The following is an 18498-nucleotide window of genomic DNA, read 5'->3' as shown; positions in this document are numbered from 1 at the left end:
CGTGGTTTAAATCCGTAAATAGTATAAGGTCTTAATTTTTTACTCAAAAGTGATATGACCTCCTTCAGGAATTGATTGCGAATAAAGATGCCAGTTGTTTTTTATTGTAGCAGAGGCAATTAATTCATATTCAGTATCTGAAAGTTTTTTGTAGAAGCAGATCATTTTGCAGGGGTTAATATTTGTACAAACGTGTGTGTTGAAGTTACTAAAAGTAAGAATAGATTTTTATTTTAAAAAAGGGTTATTGTTATATAACCCTTTTCTGCCTTTTTTTAATAAAATATTGACTGACTAACTCAAATTATTTTGCACAAAAACAAAATGTAGAAAAAAAAGGCGTTTTTAATTATTATTCAATTTTTGCAGGTTTAAAAACAATTTCAAAAGCTTTACCTTTTTGTTGTAACTTTTTTGCTAGAACTTGAATATCTTTTGTAGTAATACTATTTACAATATCTTCAAAGTTTTTTGGGTCATTCATATTATAGCCGTCTCTATAAAATGTTGTTAACAGTGTCATATCATAACTATTATTACTTTTAGACTGTTCTCTAGATTTTTTATAGCTATTTAGCGTTTTATTTAAATCTTCTTGATTTATTTCTCCTTTTGCTAGTTTCGATAATTCGCTATGTACTATATTAATTAGTTTTTCTGCCAAATCTGGGTTGCAGTCAAATTTTACCGATAGGTATGATAATGTTTTTGGTTCCTTATATAAATATGCTTTGGCACTTGGGCTATATACACCACCTTCTTCTTCTCTAAGCGTTTCGGTTAGCCTTAATTGCATAATAGCTCCTGTAGCACTGGTTACAAATTGATTTTTAACAGAATAATTGTTTTTAACCTTGAAAGCTATATTTATATTGGTTGTAGGGTCTTCCATTTTAAGAAAAACATCTTTATCTATCTTATTACTAACCCACTCCTGGGAAACATCTTTAAATGTTTCTTTATCTGAAGTTGTTGGTAAGCTTGCAATATATTTAGATAATAATGGCTCTAATTGTTTTGCTTTAACATCTCCTATAATATAATATTCGAAATCTGCAGGATTAGCAAATCTGCTTAAATACACAGATTTCATTTTATCAAAAGAAATATCATTAGCAAAATCTTGATTAAAAATGCGCTTTCTAGAATTATCATTTCCAAATAAAGTAGTAGTAATACCATCCTTTATTTGCTCACTAATATCTTTACTTCTTCTAATGATATAATTATTGATACCACCTTGAAGTACTTGATATGCTTCTTCGTCAAAGCGTGGTTTTTCAAAGTACAAATGTGCTAATTGCAACATGGTTTCTACATCTTTGGTTGTAGAAGATCCATTTAAACTTTCTGTAGTTTCTCCCAATTTTGGAGACATAGAAGCTGTTTTACCAGCTAAAACTTTTGGTAATTCTGTTGCAGAATAATGTCCTAAACCAGACATTTGTACGATGTTACCTAATAAGTTAGCAGATGGTAAGTCTTCATCACTCACTAACGAATTTCCTCCATAACTAATAGCATTAAACGTTACCGTATTTTTCTGCTTATCAACAAATTTGTAATGTACTTTAATGCCATTGCTTAGAATATAAGTTGTTGAACCTAAATCAGTATTTTTTTCAGTTTTAACAATACTCCCCTCTTTAATGGTTAAACCAGAAATTAGTGTTTTACCATCAAAAGCCTCGGTATACGCTACAAGGTTATCATCATTTTCAATAGTATTCAAAATACTTTTAGCCGCTTCTTCAGTAAGATTGTTTTTTCCTTCAACTCCTGTAACATTTACGAATCTGTTATTTTTTGAGTATAATCTTTTTATAGTATTATGAAAATCTTGTGATGTAAATGAAGCAAATAGTTGTTTTGCTATTTCATATTCTTTTTCTATATCAGCAATCGTCTTATTAGATAGATAATTATCTTTAATAGTGTTAATAATAGCTCCATGTTTTTTATCACCCTTTTTAGCTATTTGTGTTTCATAACTATTAGAATAAATCTTTTTGGTTCTCTCAATTTCCGAGGGTGTAAACCCAAACTTTACAGCTCTAAATATTTCGGTTAAAACAGCTCTAAAAGCTTCTTCTTGTTGATTTGGCTTAGGGGAAATAGTTACATTAAAAATGTTATTTACTCTAGAATATGATTGATATCCAATCCTTGCATTTAAAAATAAAGTATTTGGCTTACGAGATTCCTCGTTTATTCTATTTGATAACATACCAATGGACATATATTCTAACAAAGCTGTTTTTAAATCTGATATGGTTTCATTTTTTAATGATTTTTTATGGCGAATACCAAAGCTTATACTAGCCGTAGAAATTTCTTTATCCATTCCTAAACTATATAGCATTTCTTCACTTTCTGGAATTTCTACAATAAAACGCTCTCTTGGGTTCTCGACAGCTGGTATTTTGGAGAATAATGCTTTTATTTTTTCTTCAATTTTATTGACATCAACATCACCTACTATGGCTATTGCTTGTAAGTCAGTTCTATACCAATCATGATAGAAATCACGTAGTGCCTTATACTCAAAATTCTCTACAATATCCATTAATCCAATAGGTGATCTTTTAGAATATTTTGAATGATTGAATATAATAGGAAACGAAGTTTGAAACAAACGCACTTGTCCGTTTTGACGCGTTCTCCATTCTTCTTTAATCACACCTCTTTCGGCATCTATTTCTTCATCGGTCAATAACAAATAATTACACCAATCATGAAGAACCAAAAGACCTTTATCTATGAGTTCAGGAGTTGTTGGAACATTATCAATGTTATAAACAGTTTCATCAAAGTTAGTATATGCATTGATATCTCTTCCAAATACTAGCCCTTTTTCCTGGAATGTATTTAAAATACCTTTGCCTTTAAAATTCTCCGTTCCATTAAAAGCCATATGTTCCAAAAAATGAGCTAATCCTTGTTGGTCATCATTTTCTAAAATAGAACCCACGTTTTGAATAATATAATAGCTAGCCGCGTCTTTAACAACATCTGTACTCTTTATATAATACGTAAGTCCGTTAGGTAATACTCCTTTTTTAATGCTTTGGTCAACTGGGATAGGGGAGGTTAAATCCTGACCATACATGTTTATACTTAGAAAAGTAAATAAAACTATAATTTTTTTCATTATGTTACTCATTGATTTATTTACGTTGACTCAAAAATTACGTTGTACCCCTATTTCTCATTTCTTAAAAATTTCTTAAACATTTATGTCTGATTATTAAAACGTTTGATTGGTAAAATAAACAAATTGATGAATCTTAGGTATCTATAATTTCAATAATTTGTTGAGTGATATAGATTTAGAGGGATGCAATTTAAACCAAGTACTATCTACACTTTTTAAGGAGAGCATTTACTATTAGATTATATTTTTTATCTAATACTTGGATATTAAAAAGATGGATAGTTTGTTAATCTTTTTGTTGTTCACTATTTAGTAATCATCACTATCTCAAGTTAAACCACCTAATAACACACGTACATAAGAACTATTCCTTCGTATATTGGCAGCATTACAAAACATTTATTTATTACCATGTATCAGGAAGTATAGTAATGAATTATGAATTTATCATGTTCCATTTTTCTCTGTCGTTTTGTTGTTTTTGATATAATACTTCGTAAAATGGCCTTACTGCTTTCACCAACAGTAAACTTCCAAATTCAATAAATATATTAGGCATATCGATACCTTCTTCATCACAGGTTAGTTCAATTTATGATTTTATCGACCATGTATTGATAATCAAAATCAAAAGTCAATGAACTTTTTTATTGGGAATCAGCCGCCAATATTTAAACTGTCTAAAGAAGGACAATTTTTAACTTGTTATAGAATGGCATAATATTCTTTTACCCTATTTTTAAACGAGATGTATAAAATTCAAATTTGGGTTTTTCTTCTGAAGTTATTCAAATATCTATATTGAATTTGTTATTTATCTCATTAGTTAAAAGATTTATTTCTTCATAATTATCTATTATCGGAATACAGTTTTAAGGACCATTGTTAATCAATTTAGTAATATTGGTATATGTATTGTTTTTTTAAAACCATTGCAAATAATATAGGTGTCATTATTTCTTTTGTCTGTTTTTAGGCTCTATATAATATCAAAAGTCGATGATGTCTCTATATGTATATCTTTTTTTTTAGTAATTTGACTCTAATATGTTTAAAATAAGGTTGTTGTGTATTGGTAATTGTGCTTACTTTTTTCATTCGACATAAGAAAGTTATAACCATTTCTTTTTCTTGAAATAATAAATCATAACAATAAATATTAAAATCATTACTCCCCAAAGAATGAAATAAGAGTATTTATACTTTAATTCAGGAATATTTTCAAAATTCATTCCGTATATGCCAGCCAGAAATGTCAAAGGGATAAATATAACAGAGATGATGGTAAGCAGCTGCATTACTTTGTTCATTTTATAACTAACCTCTGAAATGAAAAGGTCTTGCAAACCATTTAGTAAATCTCTATATGATTCCACAGTATCCATTATTTGAATAGTGTTTTCATATAAATTCCTAATAAAAACACGACTACCTTCCTCAACAAAAAGGCTTTCAGTTTTATAAAAATTTGTTATTGCTTCTCTAAGGGGTAATATGGACTTGCGTAAAGCCAATAATTCTTTTTTCAAATGATGAATTTTATTTTTATTACCACTATCAACACTCTCCATCATCTTGTCTTCTAACTCTTCAATATGAGACTCTATACTTTCTAGAGCTATATAGTAATTATCCACAGTTTCATCCATTAGAGCATAGGCAAGATAATCGGCACCTCTCATTTTTATACGAGACCTATCAGAGTTAATACGTTTTCTAACAGATTCAAATAAATCACTTTCTGTTTCCTGAAAAGTAGCTATGAATCCTTTGTTAAAATAAATGGCGACATGCTCTCTTTTAATCTCTAATTTTACAGAATCAAACTTTAAAGAGCGAAGTAAAATAAAATTCCCTTTTGGGTATTCTTCAAACTTTGGCCTTTGATTAATGTCAACAACAGCCTCTAATATTAAAGGGTGAATATCAAATGTATTTCCAAAGAGACCTATTAATTCTGTATCATGCATTCCCCTAACATCATACCAATCAACTATGGTATCTTCAGATTTAGTTAAAGTTGATTTTGAGTGGCTGTCTATTACTCTTTCTGTTAAATTATTGGAGTCATATTCCAAATGATGGATAACGACTTTATCAACTTTTCTGTTTCCAGTAAACACTATTGAACCAGGGGCGAGACCTATTTTTTTCTTTTGTTTGTTCATACAGATTTACTTTTTGGTCGTTACTCTTTCTTTATGAACGATTGTTTTATGAGGAAATGGAATTTCTATACCTTCTTTGTCAAATCTTAATTTAATGCTTTCAAATAAATCACAACCCATTTTAAAGGAGTCGGCTGAGTCTTTAGCCCAAGCCCAACCTCTTAAAATAACAGAGGATTCAGCTAATTGTACTACTTTCACAGGAGCTAATTCTTCTCCATTATTTTTTTTAGCTTCAGTTCTGGGATCAATATGTAGAGGATGGTTTAAAATTTCACTTTTTATGATAGATTTTGCTAGTTCAATATCTGAATCATAACTAATACCAATGTCAATCCATTTACATATTTTATCATCACCATAATCAGAATTGGTTATAATTTCTTGACTTATAATTGAATTTGGAATTATGATTCTTCTATTTTCAAAATCTCTTATAACAGTATGCCTAAGACTAATATCTTCTACCATACCCATTCTGCCTCCAACATTAAGTCGGTCATTTATTCTAAAAGGTTTGAATATGACAATAAATATTCCACTAATAATATTACTAAGTGCATGTTGAGAAGCAAAACCTACAGCTACAGCTAAGACTCCTGCCCCTGCTAAAAGAGAGGTTGCTAAAAGCCTTAGTTTTGGCATGGTATATATAGCTATACTAGTACCAACTATGTAAATTAAAGCAATAACTAAATGTCTTAGAAATTGATAATTTGTTGGGTCTGTATTCATTACTTCAGTAGATTTCCTTATTTGGCGCTTAAAAAATTTATTGACCAAAAAGGAAATTAAAAAAGTTAGCAATAATATACCAACAAAGGTTAATACATGCTCTAAATTATCAAGTAGTTTTTCTTTCATTTACTTTACAATATTTAGTTTGTTAGAAGTATATTTAAATACTAGAGTAGGGGTTTCTACTTCATTTAGAAATCCTAAAGTAGTACTAGGGTCTGTCATTTTTTGCCAAAAGTTTCTTTTATGAGTAGTTAAAACCAAACAGTTATAATCTGGTTGAGTATTAGAAGATTCTTGTTCTACAAATTCATCAATTGTTAAATCCTTATGGCGGAATTTTATATTTGTATCTGATATTTCATTGTTTAAATATTTAATCCATCGGTTTTGCTCTGGGGTTTCTTTAAAATTTCTTGAAAAGTGAAGCACTTCTATTAAGGAATTTGGAAAACTATTTTTCAACCATTTTATATTGATGAAATCATCTTGTTTAAAATCTGTTAGATATGCAAATTTACAAATAGGTTCGTAAGAATTGTTTTCTGGTATAAGCAGTGTAGGGAGGTCAGAAATATTTAACAATATTTGTTTAAAAATATCATTACGGTAAGTACTAAATCTTTTAAAGATAGTCTGTCGAGTTATGATTAAATCAATTTTCTGATCATTAATAAAATTATCTAAACTTTGTTTGATCTTTCCACGTACTATTTTTGTAGAAATCCAAGAAGATTCAATGATATCATTAGTATTCTTTAACACAAAAGACTCTAGTTTTTTTTTATTTGGAATAATTTGCGAGCTTAGCCCTAGTTCCAATCTATTGTGGTAATTGGGAGATGAAATAAAAATAGGGTCGTCCTTCTCTTCAATTTTTAAAACATGAAATTGTAAGCCTAAATCTTTACATAACCTGGCTGTGTATCTTAATATTGGAATAGAGTTTCCATCAATATTCCCTATGAGTAGTATGTGTTTTATTGTAAAAAAGTTTATAGGTTAATAACCACTAATTTAATAATTTAATTTCAGCCGATTTAGTATAAATTAAACTTATTTTTTATTCAATTTTAGAAATCTTTTTGTTCCCAATATCCAGAAGGGACTTATTAATAAGGTCAAAGAAATAATTATAACTGTTAGTTGATAACTAAACTCTGAAATAACATTTATTTGGTAGGCACTTAAAGAAACAACAAAACTTAATTCTCCTATTTGAGCTAATAGTGCTCCCCCATATAAACTGTCTTTCCAATTACGACCAAAATAATGAATAATAGAAGCATTTATAAGATGATTAGTAATTAATACTGCTAAAAGAAGTGTAATGATTATTTTATAATTAGATACCAGAAATTGTATGTCAATCATCATACCAATAGAAATAAAAAATAATGCAACAAAAATTACACGAAAAGAATGCAGGCTTTCATGAATCCATTTTGAAGATTTTGCTGCATGAAAAACTAAACCTCCTACAAAAGCACCAAGAGCAGCAGATAAACCAAAAATAGTTGTTAATGCCGCGAAACCAAAACAAGCTATAAAAGCAAGAAAGACCTGTATCTCATGGTCTTTTGTTATTTGTGAACTGTACGGTAGCGTAAATTCCTTTTTCTTTAGCACCCAAAGTATGCACAATACTATTAAAGCCCCACCTATCAATTGCAAAACAACTTCTTTAGTTGAGGGACTGTTTCCTCCAAGATAGTTCGTGATTAGCAAAATGGGAATGAAAATTATATCCTGCATTATCAATATACTAATAACACTTTGCCCTAGTTTGGTCTGATTTTCTAGATTATCTTGCAGTACTTTGATAACTACTGCTGAACTACTAAAGCTTATTACAAATCCAATAATTATTATTCTATTCCATTGCCAGTTAAAAAATAGCCCAAGTATAGCTACAACAATAATACTAAGAATCACTTGGAGTAATGTTCCAAAGGCAGGTATTTTCCATATTTTCAAGAGATTAGGTAAACTGATTTCCATTCCTATAAAAAACAACAGGAGAATTAACCCATATTCTCCCATCTGATGAATTAGAACTTCATCTGTGATTACATGAAACCCATGCTTTCCCAAAAGAATACCTGCAATAATATATGCAATGATATATGGTTGTTGGAAATAACGCAATACTACACCTATGGTTATTATGATTAAAGCTATCAAGGCAAATTTTAAGATTACTGGATTTGATGGGCTTAACAAGAGTATTGAAATCATTGTTATGAATTTTTATTTAATTGGGAAATTATAATAAGTAGAGTTGACGAAGTATTATCTTAAAAAAGATATTTAGCAATATCCTTGTTTGGAGATAGCCTTATGCCTGTGTCTCCTTTTTTATTATAATCTAATTTATCAATTACACAACGCATGGCTTCTTTACGAGCTATTTCCCTTTCATTTCCATTGATAATAATCCATGGTGAATTTTGAGTACTAGTATTTTGAAACATTTTTTCTTTATACTTTGTAAATTGTTCCCACTTTGATTGTGCTTCTGCATCAACACTGCTTAATTTCCATTGCTTTAATGGGTTGTGTATGCGGTCATCTAACCTCTTTTTTTGCTCTTGTGCATTTATAGAAAACCAGAATTTAAACATGTGTATTCCATCTTCAATTAGCATTGATTCTAATTGGATTACCTGCTTGTTGAATAACTCATGTTGTTCTTTTGAGCAAAAGCCCATTACAGGCTCAACAACTGCCCTGTTGTACCAGCTTCTATCAAACAGTACTATTTGACCCGGTCCTGGTAAATGTTCAATATAACGCTGAAAATACCACTGTTCAGACTCAATTTCTGTAGGTTTGGATAGAGCCACAACTTTAAAAAGGCGAGGGTTCAAAAATCTTATGAAACGCATTATAGCTCCTCCTTTTCCAGCTGTATCCCTACCTTCAAAAAGAATGATAACACGCTGGTTGGTTTCTTTTATATGTTGTTGTAACCACACCATTTCTGTTTGAAGACTAATATATTCTGGGTCTTCTTCTGAATTTATAAGGTTCATAGATAAGAATTGAATAAATAATTAAATTTTTTTTGTTTAAAGATAACTGATTTTGATGTAAAAATAATTGAACATGGATAAGTTTATAATGGCAAAATAAGAGAGTTGTTAGAGCTATAAATTTGTATTTTGTATTAAAATACATTCTGCTTTTATTACCTTAGTAATCACTTTGAAAGTTTTATGGAATTTTCATATTAATAAAGCTCAGCCAAACCCTTGATGATAATAATAAGTTATGAAATACATATTTATTCTTTTAGTTATACTTTTATTAGGATGTAAAGAGAAGCCAGAAATTGAAATACAAGAAGAGAACTGGTCCAAAAGAAAGATTGATATTACTCAATTAGAAGAGCTGGTTCATGGAAAAACATATCTTTCTGTTTATTCTCAGATATACAGCTTTACACAAAAACAAAAATACAACCTCACCGGTATGATTAGCATGCGGAATATGAGTGAAAAAGATACCATATACCTATTAAAAACAGATTATTTTAATACTGAGGGGGCAAATATTAGAACCTATTTTGATTTCCCAATCTACGTTTCTCCCATGGAAACTCTTGATATAGTAATAGCACAGTCAGATATTGAAGGAGGCACAGGTTCCAACTTCTTATTTGAATGGAAAACACCTAAAGATTGCCCTGAACCGTTATTTGAAGGGGTTATGAGTTCAATGCAGGGTACGCAAGGTATCTCATTTATTACTCAAGGGAACAGGATAGAATAATTTTACTGTTTAGTATATTGTAGAGCTAGAGCTATTAATCAATGTTGCTCTTATCAGAATTATGAAAGAGACTGTTTTAAACAGCCTTTATTGTTTTTTGAGTTTATAGACCTGTTTTTTAGGCTTAGTTTCTCTTAATTTTTGCAATTGAGCGCAATCTCTATGGACTTAGATATAAACTATATGGCATAGCCTCCATAAGGTTTTGGATATGCATTTTTTAATGCTCCCTATATCTTTTCCTAGCTACTTCATTAGTACTTGCCTTTGTGGTGAGTACCCATAAAACTAATCCTTCATTAATCTGTAACATGATGTTTTTTATAGCCAAACCTATACTGCCCATCTTTTTTAATCAAGCAGCATCGGTATCTACACTATCAGTTAAAGTGGGATGCTTTTGTAATTCCATAATAGTAAGTTACGAAATTTTAGATATTAGATAATGCCTTGCAACTGTCTCGAAACTCCACAAAAAGAGCCGTATGAATAGAGAGGTTCACGTATGGTCTCGTGAAAAGCTAGTGGTGAAATTCCCCTGACTTACTCGATTGTGTTTTCTTGATTTTCTAACTATCAAATCCAAACAGTGTTAAATACTTATTCTAACATAATTTCTTTAGTTAAAGTTTTTACTTCTCTTAGTAAAAGAGGTAAAGCAGGGTACATCATTTGTCCGTGATTGGAGCCATTTAATTCATAAATTCGAACACGCTTATGACCAGTAACCTTCATCATTCTCATCATATATGCATTCTCTTCATATCTACCTAACATCTCAAGTTCTCTATCTCCTGTAAGAATTAATAGTGGTGGTGCATCTGCTCTTACATAAAATAATGGAGCCATCTCATCTATAATTGGCTGTTTTCTTGGAATTCCTCTTTCTTTACGTACAGTAAAATGTGTTATGGTATGTCCAGAAAATGGAATTAATCCAGCAATTTTATTTGCATCAATACCATGAACTCCTAAATATTTTTTATTTAACCCTATCATATAAGTGAGGTATCCACCTGCTGACATTCCTGAAACAAATATCAGGGAAGGGTTACCACCATATTTTTCAATATTTTTAAATGTCCAAGCTGTTGCTGCTGCTGCATCCTTAATACAATCTGAACTTTTTACATTTGGTGACAACCTATACTCAACACCAACAATTGCAACTCCTTTGTTTTTAATGTATTCTGGTATTTCACGCTTTCCGCCAGTTAAACCACCTCCATGAAACCACACTATTGTTGGAAAATTCTTAATATCTGTTGGATAATAAAAGTCAACTACACACATCTGTTGCATATAATTATCACCCTTCATTATATTTGTGTCGTAATAATGAATTGAAGTTTCTGTTTTATAATTATTTTTTTCTTGAGCGAAAACACTAGAAAATAATAATGTAAGTGTGAAAACTATTGTTATCCTTAAGGTCATAATTTATTTCAAATGTTTTTTTATAAAAGTATTGTTTTCAGTACAATTCATTGTTCTGTATGAAACACAACGTCAGTCTGTCTAATAATCTACTGCAATTTTTAATATTTGTACTAAACTACAGTTTTTTTATGTAAGGTAGTGCTTAGATATGATTTTTTGATTTTGATCGAATAATATAAGAGTAAAAATTTTAAGAATGACTCCATAAAATGAATAAAGCTTTTTAATTTTTAAAAATATTATTTTTTTAATAATATTCCGTATTCTTTTCAAGTTATATGCTATAAATATAAAGCCTATATCTGCACTAGCTCTTTGCTTAGTTTTTTAGTGATGAGGTGGTTAAAGCTCCACTGACGTTTAATAGTACCATAAGGATGTTCAACAATAGTTTGTCTTTTTTTATAAGTTTGAGGGTTATGTAAAACTTTTTTGTATTATCTTCTATATATTTTTGGAACTCGCTTCGTTGTATTACTTTTCCATTTATTTTAGAGATTGTACATAATGCTCTAAATGGACAGGATTTACATTTGTTTGTTTTATATTGTTTAAATCGATAGTTACGCCCTTTATATGTACTACCATTGCTTTTAAGAGTGTTATTATTATTATTATTATTATTGCTTTTAAGAGTGTTTTTTTGCGGACAAGTATAAGTGTCGTTTTCTTGATTATATTTAAAAAGTTCTGAGTTGTAGTTTAGATCGGGCGCCTGTGAAGCCCTGCCTATGCCTAGAACAGCAACTAGTGTTTCTATACCTAGTAGTTGATTAGCGGTTTTTTAAATTCGCTACCCATATGATATCCTTTATCGTAGAGTACTGTAAAAGTGCTTGTTCCTATAATAGTTTTAGCTCTTAAGAGCATTTGTCTCATTGCCTTGGAGTCATTTTTATTGGTAACCAGATAGTCAAAGGAATATTGTTTTTTTATCTACGGTGACTACACACAGTAAGTAACTTATGTAATGTTATTGCGTACTATAAAATGCTTGCTATCTGGATCTGAGGTAATATCTGTGGTTCTCCAGATTCTTTTAGCTCTTTATTAAGTTTTTCATAGTGGTTTCTTCAACCTTGGTTTTTATCAATATTTTCCTTAATGTTCTCTTTTTAGTTTTTACTCTCACTCTGTTCAAGCAACTTATTATACTACTTGAGCTTGTTATCGATGTAATCTAAGTCATGTTGTGTTTTCTTCTGATTAAAATTATTCTTCTTGCTATTCTGTGCTCTAGTACTTAGTGCTGTCTTCTGCAATCAAACTAACACCAATGAGCCCGAAGTTGAAGTTACGTACTGTTTTTACCGTTACATAACACACTTTTTTGATGGTTTTTGTATTATTCTTTCTAAAATTATTAATGGTATTGTGATCTGGAGACAGTGATACATAATAAGAGCCGTATGAATCAAGATGTTATTCACGTACGGTTCAGTGAAAAGTTAAGAGTGAAATTTCCCTGGCTCACTCGACTCTCTACGGGCTGTTTTAACGATATTTTAATCTCAGAATTCGAAAAGGAGCCTCCGATATGTCTTTTTCTCCAGTAAATGCAGGCGATTTATGTAATTGATTGACTGCTATGTATAGCCAATCCTTATAAATACGAACATTATCAGGCCAATCCAGAAGTTTATCTTTTTTTAATGTACTTAATATTCCAGTTTTTGAAAGGATATCAATACTGTTATTTTGAATATTGGTGAAATAATGATTTGCAACATCATCAGTAGCAACACCATCAGAAATAGGTTTTTTTCCTAGAACAGAAATTAGTTTAGTTATTTCAGAATCTTCTTTTCCACTACGAATTGGTTGTGTTGGTAAATGATACCATTTTGTGCCACTCATGGCGCCAAAGTATAAAGTTTCTCTATCTGCAGAAAGTGTTATTGGGTTTAAACCTATTCTTGCAGGGTTTCCCATGAAGTATTGAACTTTATTGTCTATTACCATATCAATATCTTCAGCTTGCATGCTTGGTAGATCTATGATTTTTCTAAAATTATTGTTGTTGATATCAACAACAATAATTCCTGGATTCCCAAAATCGGCTAAATATGCAAAGCCATTTTTCTCGTCTACAGCAACATCTTGCACAAAACTTGTATTTGGAGCTAATTCCTTAGGGATGTCAAAATGGAATAATTCTTTTTTAGTATCAATATTGTATGCAAATAACCTGGTTTTACCAATATTTAAACCAGCGTCAACAACCCAAAGACGATTTTGATTGTCGAATAATATTCCTAAAGGAGCGTCTAATTTGTCATCAGATTTGGTTTCTGCTGTAGACTGTATCTGCTTATTAGGAAAAGGAACATATGTATTTTTACTAGTGATTTCAACAAGTTGCAATTTTTTTGCTCTAATAGGATGAATACTACTAAATATTCTGCCTTCATTTGAAACAGCAACATTGCCTGGGTTGATATCCATCTCTGCTACTATTTCTAACGTTCCAATTGGTTGCTCTAGATTCTTTAAGGCTTGTTTTTTAATTGTAGTATTACAAGAAATTAAAGTGAATACAAGTGAAAATATGATATGGTTTTTCATTTTTTAATTTATAGATATAAAACTATTTTTTAATTTAAGGATTAGTAGACCATAAAGATGCATCTTTAAGCATGGCTCTTCTAGGAAGTTTTAACCCAGCTACAATCAATTGTGCAAAGTCCTCTGGTTGTAATACGCTATCGTGAGATTCTTTATTTGCTATACCCAGATCGATTGACATATCAGACACGATTGTACTTGGTGTTAATGTGCTAACTCTAATATTGTTTTTACGTACTTCTTTCATTAAGGACTCTGACATGCCTATTACGGCAAATTTAGATGCAGAATATGCTGAAGTATTTGCATTACCGTTTAATCCCGCTGTAGAAGATATATTAATGATGTCACCTTCATTTATAGATATGAGATGTGGTAAAATTTCTTTAATTGCATAATACATTCCCATAAGGTTTGTTTGGATAATTTGCGACCATTCACTTATATCCATTTCATTAAATGAGCCAAAAGCAGCAATTCCTGCATTGTTTACTAAAATATTTACAGTACCTAGACTGTTCATAATAGCATTCATCCCTTTTTTAACATCTTCATAGTTGCTTATGTCAAAAACTTCATAAATGGCATTTACACCATATGTTTGTAATTCAGAAACAGTTTCTTTTAGGTTTTTTATATTTCTACCCGTTATAGCTATGTCTATTCCTTCTTTGGCTAAGGCTATTGCAATGGCTTTACCTATACCTTTGCTACCACCTGTAATTATTGCTTTTTTATTTTTTAAGTTTTTCATTTTAATTATTAATAGATAATTATGCAGATATAGATTGTTTTTTGATAATTTCTAAAACAACCTCTGGTTCTAATCTTTCTGTATAGTCTTCTGGTACAAAGCTGTAAATAATTTCCTTTTGTCTATTGATAATATAGGTGGCTGGCATCGGTAATTCATAATCTTTATTACCATTATGAGCATCTACATTAAGATTGAAAGAATGATACAAAGCTCTTAAGTCTTCTGGCATTTGGAAAACTAATCCCAAAGACTTAGCATACTTGTTATCGATATCACTTAACACATTAAATGATAGTTCATTTTTTTCAGTAGTAGTTAATGAATTATCAGGTGTTTCAGGAGAAATAGCAATTAATTCAGCATTTAGTTTTTTTAATTCAGGAAGTATGTTTTGAAGTGCTCTTAATTCTATATTACAATAAGGACACCAACCACCTCTGTAAAAAGAAATTACTAAATACTCATTATTAAAGTCTTCAAGTTTAATATTGGTATTATTTGCATTAGGTAGGTTAAAAACTGGCAATATATCACCTGTTTTTACGGCATTTAAACTCAGTTTGGCTTCTTTTAAAATGTTCGTGCTATTTTCCATAATAGCCCATTTTTCAGCAGGAATATTTTGTGCAGCTCCCGCTTTTTTCTCGGAAAGTATTTGTGATAAATTCATCTTTTAAATTTCTAATTATTTATTTTAATACTGCAAAGTTGTATCAAATTTTTAGTTTTAGAAATGGAAAAAAAAATAAAAAGATGGAAAAAATTCCCGTTTAATTTTTATAGCTAAACTGTTTTCTGAATTGTGTTGGTGTAAGTTCTGTATTCTTTTTAAAATATTTAATAAAATAATAAGGGTCTTCAAAACCAAGGTGGTAAGCTATCATTTGACTTGTATCTGTTGTATGTAGTAACTTATACTTTGCTTTTTCAATTACTTTTTCAGTAATAAAATTACACGGAGTTTTATTCTCACTTTTTTTAACCTCTTTAATTAACGATTTTAGGGGAATTCCTAACATTTCTGCATAGGTTCCTGCGCAATAGTTCTGTTGTATGTTTTGTTCTATCAGTTCAGAAAATTGCTCAATAGTTGATTGTTCTTTCTGACTAAATATATAATCATCAAGTAATTCACTCCACAAAATATGTAAATAACTCTCTTTTAAACGAAGATTACTTTCTGAATCTAGAATGGATTTTATTTTATTTTTCTTGCTTTCTAAATTTTTGATTTTTTTAAAATCAAAATAAGTGTCAATTTTCTCTAAAATTTTCTCTAAATCAGAAAATGTATTCAAAAAGTTAACATCAAGTTTAGTGACAAATCCTTCAATATAAGGTGATGCTGCAATAATCTCAAAAGGGGTATCAAAAAAGAAAAAACTTTTTGAAGGGACAGATGTAATAATGCCATCTTTTTCTATTGTTATATTTCCGCTTAGTATGATACAAATATTCTTTAAGCCTGTTATAATCCTTTCGTTATTCTTTATTGGGTAAATCATTTTTAGTTTTAAATTAAGTGTATTTAGAAGCTAGATTTTTTGACTTTATTCTTTTTTCTCTTACAGAGAGCAATAGTTATGTAAATAGTATCTTACCTTAGGGAGATATTATTTATAGTGCGTATTATGTTTAGTTTCTTTGTTCAAATCTAAGAAATTTTCTCATCCATCCAATGGAACAAAGAAACGGTGTTTTAAAAAACACCCAAAATATAGTATACCAAAAGGCTTATAATTTATAAAGAACAACCCTAAAAGTGTAGTAGGAGTTCTAAATGCCATCCAAAGTAGTATAAATCTCCAAATGAGACCCCATATACTTGATTTTAATAACTCTTAATTATAGGTGTAGTTATAAATTCACAAAAAAAAGCCTTTAAAATCACGTAAACACCAGTTTTTATGAGTTTTTTAGAGGATTTTGCAACGATTATTAATGTTGCAAATAGTTATTTTATTAATTTGTTTCTATTTTAATATTCTATTTAGTTTTTCGGATGCTATGTCCTTGTTACGACCAATTATTAATCCTATCGTTAGGCCGATTATCATACCTAATGCGGACCATAAAGCTAATCTTACTGAATTTCCAAATGCACCAGTAATGACACCAATTATTACTCCAAAACACATTCCCAGTACCATACCAAGACTTACTCCTAATGAAGTATAATAGCCTTTTATAATTAATGAAAACTCATCTTTTAGGAATTGTTTAAAAACGGTAAGTTTTTTGTTAAAATACTTTCTCTTATTTTTTGGACTCGATTTCAGATTCATAGTTTTAATTTTTTCCTCTATCCTTGATATTTGTCCTTCTGTTAAGTCTTTATTTCCCAAATCAAGTAGAATTGAAATAAAGCTTTGATAGACCTTTATTTCATTTTTAGTACTTGTCTCTTTTAATAAATTTTTAAAAAATTCTATAGTTTCTTTAATGCTCATGATTTTATCTTTTTTTTGATTAGTGTTCAAAATGAAATAATATTACACTTTTTTATTTATTGAGTTCTTAAAGTTTCCATATCCTTAATTAATTCATCTAATTTTTTTAATGTACTCCCGTAAACTAAATTCAAATCCCATTTATAAATTCTAGCACCAAAAATGGTTGATAATATTACAATACATAGTGTTACAATTACCCAATAAATAGGTATTCCATATATGATGTAAGGGTTATAACCTCCAAATAAGTCATCTAAAGCTTTTTGGAAAGAGCTAGAGTACCAAAATCCAGAACTCAAAGCAATAGTAACATAAGGATAAATATATCGAGACATTTTCATGTTAAAAGCAATTTGTGCTTGCATCCATGTATCAAAAGATTTTAGGTACCAATAGCTACTTACGTTCTTATCAATTTTTTTTAAGCTCTTAAGAAGTTTTTTGTTAATAATTGCAACGATATTTAAAAGAATAAATATAAGTATACCCATAATTTGAATTTTAACTATGAATGAAATTACAAGTATGATAAATGAAAATACAATAAGTGCATTTATGTTAATTTTAAATCGTCTTTTAAATTTGTCTATAATATGAATAGATTTTTGGCTGGAGAGATTATTTAGTTTTGGTAATAGTATAGTTTCTTTGTCTAAAAAGCCATTTTTCCAGATGGATTCAATTGATTTTTTCATTTAATATTTTTTTTAATCGTTCTTTAATCCTGCTAATTCTTACACCAATATTATTAGGTGTAGTTCCGATTATTTCCGCTATTATCTTATTTGGTTTTTCTTCTAAATAGAGTAAAATAACAGCTCTGTCAACTTCAGATAGTTGTTTTATAGCCTCATACAATAAATTTAAATTTTCGTCTGAAAATATAGTTTTGTCGTCAGTAAATTCATTTTGTACAATATTATCAGTACTATAATATTGATGCGTTTTTCTCTTTTTCTTCATTAGAGTTAAACAGATATTTAACGATAATCTATAAACCCAAGTTGACCATTTAGAATCGCCACGAAACTTATCTTTGCTTCTCCATATTTGCAGACAGACTTCCTGATAATAATCCTCAAAATCTTCTTGAGAATCAGTGTAAGCTCTGCAAATTTTTATAATTATTCCAGAATAAGGTAAAATTGATGATGTGTAAAAATCGTTGCTCAAAAAACATTTTTAAGGTTAGTGGTTGAATTTAAAAATTATTACACCTTTACTAATAATTTTGTTTAATCATATCTTTTGAATAGAATTTGATTTCGGAGTAATTGTTTACAATGCCTAGTGTAAGAAGCGTAGGATAGTTAAAAACCACTTTCGTTTCGTAATGGTACTTAGCCAAATATAATATTTTACTTTTATCTTTTTTGTCTTAAACGCCAAATTTTATATTTGGTGGACTTAGTATTATTCATTGACCTTTCGAGTTTGCAGAGATGCCCT

At 29.6% G+C, this 18498-nt stretch carries 16 protein-coding genes and 1 pseudogene; 1 reads left to right on the top strand and 16 read right to left on the bottom strand.

All coding sequences use genetic code 11. The features are described 5' to 3' along the window. Positions 1-352 precede the first annotated feature (352 nt). The 7 genes and pseudogenes from A8C32_RS04175 to ppk2 all read right to left on the bottom strand — a co-directional run bounded on the left by A8C32_RS04175 (position 353) and on the right by ppk2 (position 9095). Positions 353-3151 carry a M16 family metallopeptidase gene (locus A8C32_RS04175; protein WP_069829208.1) on the bottom strand — a complete coding sequence of 933 codons (2799 nt, stop codon included), beginning with the start codon at positions 3149-3151 and terminating at the stop codon, positions 353-355. Positions 3152-3484: 333 nt separating this feature from the next. Then, positions 3485-4225: pseudogene (locus A8C32_RS21010) on the bottom strand (type III PLP-dependent enzyme domain-containing protein); the annotation flags it as partial. A gap of 41 nt (positions 4226-4266) precedes the next feature. Next, the gene (corA, locus tag A8C32_RS04170) at positions 4267-5322 is read right to left on the bottom strand and encodes a magnesium/cobalt transporter CorA (RefSeq protein ID WP_069829207.1); all 1056 of its coding nucleotides are present in this window, start codon (positions 5320-5322) and stop codon (positions 4267-4269) included. Positions 5323-5328: 6 nt separating this feature from the next. After that, positions 5329-6186 (bottom strand): mechanosensitive ion channel family protein, encoded by an 858-nt coding sequence (locus A8C32_RS04165; RefSeq protein ID WP_069829206.1) that lies wholly within the window; start codon positions 6184-6186, stop codon positions 5329-5331. Next, a complete protein-coding gene (locus tag A8C32_RS04160) occupies positions 6187-6882 on the bottom strand; it encodes a hypothetical protein (RefSeq protein ID WP_069829205.1) in 696 nt (231 codons plus the stop codon). 234 nt (positions 6883-7116) lie between these two features. Next, positions 7117-8298 carry a cation:proton antiporter gene (locus A8C32_RS04155; RefSeq protein WP_069829204.1) on the bottom strand — a complete coding sequence of 394 codons (1182 nt, stop codon included), beginning with the start codon at positions 8296-8298 and terminating at the stop codon, positions 7117-7119. Between the two features lie 59 nt (positions 8299-8357). After that, positions 8358-9095, bottom strand: a complete 738-nt coding sequence (gene ppk2 / locus A8C32_RS04150; RefSeq protein ID WP_069829203.1) for a polyphosphate kinase 2 — start codon at positions 9093-9095, stop codon at positions 8358-8360. A 238-nt stretch (positions 9096-9333) separates the two neighbouring features. On the opposite strand from ppk2, the gene A8C32_RS04145 reads away from it, so the two are divergent. Then, positions 9334-9834, top strand: coding sequence for a DUF3124 domain-containing protein (locus tag A8C32_RS04145; protein WP_069829202.1), 501 nt, complete (start codon positions 9334-9336; stop codon positions 9832-9834). A gap of 220 nt (positions 9835-10054) precedes the next feature. Here the strand turns inward: A8C32_RS04145 and A8C32_RS21245 are convergent, their stop codons facing one another. From A8C32_RS21245 to A8C32_RS04105, 9 genes are all read right to left on the bottom strand, one after another. Continuing rightward, a complete protein-coding gene (locus tag A8C32_RS21245) occupies positions 10055-10180 on the bottom strand; it encodes a hypothetical protein (RefSeq protein WP_276205017.1) in 126 nt (41 codons plus the stop codon). Between the two features lie 254 nt (positions 10181-10434). Next, a complete protein-coding gene (locus A8C32_RS04140) occupies positions 10435-11271 on the bottom strand; it encodes an alpha/beta hydrolase (RefSeq protein WP_069829201.1) in 837 nt (278 codons plus the stop codon). 1497 nt (positions 11272-12768) lie between these two features. Next, positions 12769-13839 (bottom strand): L-dopachrome tautomerase-related protein, encoded by a 1071-nt coding sequence (locus A8C32_RS04135; protein WP_069829200.1) that lies wholly within the window; start codon positions 13837-13839, stop codon positions 12769-12771. A gap of 34 nt (positions 13840-13873) precedes the next feature. Beyond that, on the bottom strand, positions 13874-14593 hold the full coding sequence (locus A8C32_RS04130) for a 3-ketoacyl-ACP reductase (protein WP_069829199.1): 720 nt from the start codon (positions 14591-14593) through the stop codon (positions 13874-13876). Positions 14594-14612: 19 nt separating this feature from the next. Beyond that, positions 14613-15266, bottom strand: a complete 654-nt coding sequence (locus A8C32_RS04125; protein ID WP_069829198.1) for a peroxiredoxin-like family protein — start codon at positions 15264-15266, stop codon at positions 14613-14615. A gap of 100 nt (positions 15267-15366) precedes the next feature. Then, the gene (locus A8C32_RS04120; protein ID WP_069829197.1) at positions 15367-16101 is read right to left on the bottom strand and encodes a helix-turn-helix domain-containing protein; all 735 of its coding nucleotides are present in this window, start codon (positions 16099-16101) and stop codon (positions 15367-15369) included. Positions 16102-16569: 468 nt separating this feature from the next. After that, on the bottom strand, positions 16570-17046 hold the full coding sequence (locus A8C32_RS04115) for a hypothetical protein (protein WP_069829196.1): 477 nt from the start codon (positions 17044-17046) through the stop codon (positions 16570-16572). A gap of 56 nt (positions 17047-17102) precedes the next feature. Beyond that, entirely contained in the window at positions 17103-17744 is a 642-nt protein-coding gene (locus tag A8C32_RS04110; protein WP_069829195.1) for a hypothetical protein, read from the bottom strand. Further along, positions 17728-18222, bottom strand: coding sequence for an RNA polymerase sigma factor (locus tag A8C32_RS04105; RefSeq protein WP_069829194.1), 495 nt, complete (start codon positions 18220-18222; stop codon positions 17728-17730). Before A8C32_RS04105 ends, A8C32_RS04110 begins: the two co-directional genes overlap by 17 nt. Positions 18223-18498: the final 276 nt, after the last annotated feature.

The sequence above is a fragment of the Flavivirga aquatica genome, assembly GCF_001747085.1.
Taxonomy (GTDB): domain Bacteria; phylum Bacteroidota; class Bacteroidia; order Flavobacteriales; family Flavobacteriaceae; genus Algibacter_C; species Algibacter_C aquatica.
Note: the sequence above shows the minus strand (reverse complement) of the source record. Positions and strands in the feature narration are given on the sequence as shown.

What these genes read in the sequence shown, in the direction of transcription:
- A8C32_RS04175 (WP_069829208.1), bottom strand. Translation starts at nt 3,151, where the DNA reads ATGAAAAAAATTATAGTTTTATTTACTTTTCTAAGTATAAACATGTAT.
- corA (WP_069829207.1), bottom strand. Translation starts at nt 5,322, where the DNA reads ATGAACAAACAAAAGAAAAAAATAGGTCTCGCCCCTGGTTCAATAGTG.
- A8C32_RS04165 (WP_069829206.1), bottom strand. Translation starts at nt 6,186, where the DNA reads ATGAAAGAAAAACTACTTGATAATTTAGAGCATGTATTAACCTTTGTT.
- A8C32_RS04155 (WP_069829204.1), bottom strand. Translation starts at nt 8,298, where the DNA reads ATGATTTCAATACTCTTGTTAAGCCCATCAAATCCAGTAATCTTAAAA.
- ppk2 (WP_069829203.1), bottom strand. Translation starts at nt 9,095, where the DNA reads ATGAACCTTATAAATTCAGAAGAAGACCCAGAATATATTAGTCTTCAA.
- A8C32_RS04145 (WP_069829202.1), top strand. Translation starts at nt 9,334, where the DNA reads ATGAAATACATATTTATTCTTTTAGTTATACTTTTATTAGGATGTAAA.
- A8C32_RS21245 (WP_276205017.1), bottom strand. Translation starts at nt 10,180, where the DNA reads ATGGGCAGTATAGGTTTGGCTATAAAAAACATCATGTTACAGATTAAT.
- A8C32_RS04140 (WP_069829201.1), bottom strand. Translation starts at nt 11,271, where the DNA reads ATGACCTTAAGGATAACAATAGTTTTCACACTTACATTATTATTTTCT.
- A8C32_RS04135 (WP_069829200.1), bottom strand. Translation starts at nt 13,839, where the DNA reads ATGAAAAACCATATCATATTTTCACTTGTATTCACTTTAATTTCTTGT.
- A8C32_RS04130 (WP_069829199.1), bottom strand. Translation starts at nt 14,593, where the DNA reads ATGAAAAACTTAAAAAATAAAAAAGCAATAATTACAGGTGGTAGCAAA.
- A8C32_RS04125 (WP_069829198.1), bottom strand. Translation starts at nt 15,266, where the DNA reads ATGAATTTATCACAAATACTTTCCGAGAAAAAAGCGGGAGCTGCACAA.
- A8C32_RS04120 (WP_069829197.1), bottom strand. Translation starts at nt 16,101, where the DNA reads ATGATTTACCCAATAAAGAATAACGAAAGGATTATAACAGGCTTAAAG.
- A8C32_RS04115 (WP_069829196.1), bottom strand. Translation starts at nt 17,046, where the DNA reads ATGAGCATTAAAGAAACTATAGAATTTTTTAAAAATTTATTAAAAGAG.
- A8C32_RS04110 (WP_069829195.1), bottom strand. Translation starts at nt 17,744, where the DNA reads ATGAAAAAATCAATTGAATCCATCTGGAAAAATGGCTTTTTAGACAAA.